The 3,153-nt window shown below is 43.5% G+C and carries 3 protein-coding genes; all 3 read left to right on the forward strand.

The features are described 5' to 3' along the window. The first annotated feature begins 91 nt into the window (after window positions 1–91). A complete protein-coding gene (locus tag Q0546_RS00595) occupies window positions 92–865 on the forward strand; it encodes a MetQ/NlpA family ABC transporter substrate-binding protein (RefSeq protein ID WP_298789577.1) in 774 nt (257 codons plus the stop codon). A gap of 192 nt (window positions 866–1,057) precedes the next feature. Further along, on the forward strand, window positions 1,058–1,837 hold the full coding sequence (locus Q0546_RS00600; protein ID WP_298789579.1) for a MetQ/NlpA family ABC transporter substrate-binding protein: 780 nt from the start codon (window positions 1,058–1,060) through the stop codon (window positions 1,835–1,837). 363 nt (window positions 1,838–2,200) lie between these two features. Continuing rightward, window positions 2,201–2,827, forward strand: coding sequence for a DedA family protein (locus Q0546_RS00605; protein ID WP_298789581.1), 627 nt, complete (start codon window positions 2,201–2,203; stop codon window positions 2,825–2,827). Window positions 2,828–3,153: the final 326 nt, after the last annotated feature.

A 3,153-nucleotide genomic window follows, 5' to 3' on the forward strand; every position in this document is an offset into this window, starting at 1 on the left:
CAAATTTAGTTTAGAGACCGCTCTTAAAACAAAACGGCGTAAAAGCTTTTACCTTTTTAGCGCCGTTTTTTTATCAAAAAAAGGAATAATAATGAAATTTTCAAAAATACTTCTTGGCGCGCTTTTAGCTAGCGGCCTGTATGCTAACGACAAAACCATCACCGTAGGCGCATCTCCCGTACCTCACGCCGAGATTTTAGAAGAGGTCGTAAAGCCGATCCTAGAAAAAGAGGGCTATAAGCTCGACGTCAAAATCTTTAACGACTACGTGATCCCAAACATCGCCGTCGAAAACGGCGAACTCGACGCCAACTACTTCCAAGGCTTACCGTATATGAAGTCGTTTAACAAGGACAAAGGCACTCACATCGTGCCGACTGTTGGCGTTCACGTCGAGCCTATGGGCGCGTATTCTAAAAAGATAAAAAGCCTAGACGAGCTAAAAGACGGCGATATCATAGCTATCTCAAACAACGCCGCAGACTCGACGCGCTCGATAAATTTGCTCGAAAAGGCCGGTATCGTAAAGGCTAAAGAGGGCGAATACAAATCCCCGCTCGATATCATAGAAAATCCGAAAAATCTAAAATTTAAAGAGATGGAGTCCGCACAGACGCCACGCTCTTTAGATGACGTCGCGCTAGCGTTTATCAACGTAAACTACGCCCTAGACGTTGGCCTCAAACCGACAAAAGACGCGCTAATCCTCGAGGATAAGGATAGTCCGTACACCAACTACGTAGCGACCAAGGCCGGTAACGAAAATAACCCGAAAATCAAGGCTCTAGATAAAGCCATACTAACTCCCGAGGTTAAAGACTTTATCATAAAGCGCTATCAAGGCGCGGTTATACCGAGCTTCTGATCGCGTCAAATTTAACCGATTTGCCATCGTAAAATTTAGTTTTTAAAATCGCAACAGGCGTTTTTTGCCTAAATTTTATGACTCAAATTTGGCAAAAAAGAAAAATAGTCGAGAAAAATCTCCAAAAAATAAAACGGCGTAAAAGCTTTTACCTTTTTAGCGCCGTTTTTCAAAACAAAAAAGGAAAATATAATGAAAGTTTTTAAAATTTTAGCAAGTTTGGCGCTAGCCTTTAACCTCTATGCAGCAGATAAAGATCACACTATCGTAGTAGCCGTCTCGCCCGTGCCTCACGCAGAGATCATGGAGTTTATCAAACCCGCTCTAGCAAAAGAGGGCTACGATCTAGTCATCAAGGAGATAAACGACTACTCGATCCCGAATTTAGCGACGCAAGACGGTGATTTGGACGCAAATTTCTTTCAACACTGGCCGTATCTAAAAAATCACAATGAAACAAAAGGTACGACCCTGATAACTGCCGCGGCGATACATCTCGAGCCGCTTGGCTTTTACTCAAAAAAGATAAAGAGCCTAAGCGAGCTAAAAGACGGCGCTAAAGTCGCGATCGCCTACGATCCTACTAACGGCAACAGAGCGCTAAATATCCTGCAAAAAGCGGGCCTAATAGAGCTTGATAAAAGCGCAGAACTCGCCACGCCAAAAGATATAGTGAAAAATCCAAAGCACCTAAATTTCGTCGAGCTTGAGGGCGCGCAGATACCCCGCACGCTAGATGAAGTAGACCTTGCCGCCATCAGTACAAATTTCGTCCTTGATATCGGCATGAATCCTAAAAAAGACTCGCTAGCTATCGAGGGTACTGAAAGCCCGTACGCCAACATCATCGCGGTCAAAGCGGGCAACGAAAACAGCCCGAAAATCAAAGCTCTCGTTAAAGCCGCTACAAGCCCCGAGACAAAGGAATTTATCCTAAAAAGATATGACGGAGCGATCCTGCCGGTATTTTGATTTTACGCGGCTTGCGTTTTGGCGCAGGCTGCAATTTTAGGTCGATTAAACTCGGCCGAAAAGTTAAGTCGAATTTGGGTTTTATCGTCAAATTTGACTCTCAAGCGGACGCGGTTAAATTTATAACTCAAATTTGACCACGACTCGTTTTTTTAACTCAACAATCCTCCACAAAACCTTATAAAGGTGCGGGTAAAACCCAAATCTTTATCTCGCAAATTTATCTTGCAATCAAATTTAAAACTCGCCTGAAACGCCGTTAAATTTGACCGCCGCAGACGACCCTAGCCCCAAATTACGCCCGCCTAAAGCTAAAATTTACCGTAGTTTGCTAAAATCATAATTTTAAATTTAAGGAGAAAAATGCTAGGCGATTTTATAAATTTTATCGTCCAAACCGTCGGCGAGTGGGGATATGCGGGCATATTTTTAATGATGTTTTTAGAGAGTTCGTTTTTCCCGTTTCCAAGCGAAGTGGCGATGATCCCGGCGGGATATCTAGCGCACCAAGGGCAAATGAGCCTAGTTCTGGCGTGGTGCGCGGGTACGGCGGGCAGCCTCGCAGGAGCCGTATTTAACTACTATCTATGCTACTTTTTCGGGCGCGAGCTTGTGTTAAAATACGGCAAATACGTCGGCATAACGAAGGTAAAAATGCGCAAATTTGAGGCCTTTTTCAAGAGGCACGGCGAGATTTCGACCTTTAACTGCCGCCTGATCCCTGGCATCCGCCAGTACATCAGCCTGCCTGCGGGTCTTGCTAAGATGAACCTTTTTAAATTTAGCCTCTACACGACTATTGGTGCGGGCATCTGGGTCGCCATACTGCTAGCAGTGGGCTGGTATCTAGGCAAAAACTACGACAAGAGTGCGTTTAGCCACATCGTTGTCGCCCTACTCGCCGCCGTCGGCCTGCTCACTGCGCTTTATATCGTTTACGTAAAACGCCTAAGCAAAAAATCAAAAATCGGCGCAAAAGAGCTAGAATAAGACGCTGAGCAAGCTAACAAGCAAGGCCGAAATCAAAATTTGGCCTTGCTTGCTTTATCAAATTTATAGCGCACCGTAAAAACTACGGCAAATTTTACGGGCGTAGTCGCGGCTAAAAACTTCGTGTTTTAAGACCTTTCATTTAACCAAAACCCTAAAAATGCAGAAAAATCTGGAATTTTATATCTATTGGAGCCAAATTTCGGCTTAAATTTAGAGATCATGTAAAACGCAAATTTGATTTATGAGTTTAAATTCTACGCCTTAAGGCAATAAACTTTGATTACTTTTAAAGCTTCTTTAGTGAAATTAAAAAATGAAAATTT

Source organism: uncultured Campylobacter sp. (assembly GCF_937997465.1).
Classification (GTDB): domain Bacteria; phylum Campylobacterota; class Campylobacteria; order Campylobacterales; family Campylobacteraceae; genus Campylobacter_A.

Bases quoted from the DNA above. Each gene is read 5' to 3' on its own strand.
- Q0546_RS00595 (WP_298789577.1), top strand. From the start codon at position 92: ATGAAATTTTCAAAAATACTTCTTGGCGCGCTTTTAGCTAGCGGCCTG.
- Q0546_RS00600 (WP_298789579.1), top strand. From the start codon at position 1,058: ATGAAAGTTTTTAAAATTTTAGCAAGTTTGGCGCTAGCCTTTAACCTC.
- Q0546_RS00605 (WP_298789581.1), top strand. From the start codon at position 2,201: ATGCTAGGCGATTTTATAAATTTTATCGTCCAAACCGTCGGCGAGTGG.